Genomic DNA, 405 nt, shown 5'->3' with positions numbered 1-405 from the left:
TATAGATTCGGCCAATAAATAGTTTGAACTTTGAAGTGGTATTGTATATCATCGAAGGATGGAGAAAATAGATGCAAGAAGCTTAAAGGATGAAGCGCTGCATGAACGCCGCAGGCAAGTGATTCGTCTTCACAAGCGAGGTGTGGAACCAGCGCAAATAGCGCAAGTTACGGAGCTGAGCGACACGGCAGTGAAGAAGATTATTCGACTTTATGAAACAGGTGGCGCAGCTGGACTAAAACCTGGTAGACGAGGACGACGAGCGGGTGACAAGCGCAGCCTAAGCGAAGAGCAGGAGTTGAGATTGCAACGGCTTATTTGTGATAAGCGTCCTGAGCAACTGAAGATGGATTTTGCGTTGTGGAATCGTAGCGCGGTAAGCCAGTTAATTGAGCAGGAATGTGG

The 405-nt window shown here is 47.7% G+C and carries 1 protein-coding gene; it reads left to right on the top strand.

The features are described from left to right. Positions 1-58 precede the first annotated feature (58 nt). Positions 59-405: helix-turn-helix domain-containing protein (locus tag C7H79_RS17455; protein WP_147383678.1), on the top strand; the 347-nt coding region annotated here is incomplete at its 3' end.

This window comes from Nitrosomonas supralitoralis, from assembly GCF_003011925.2.
GTDB classification, from domain to species: Bacteria; Pseudomonadota; Gammaproteobacteria; order Burkholderiales; family Nitrosomonadaceae; genus Nitrosomonas; species Nitrosomonas supralitoralis.
This window is presented reverse-complemented; position numbering and strand designations above follow the sequence as displayed.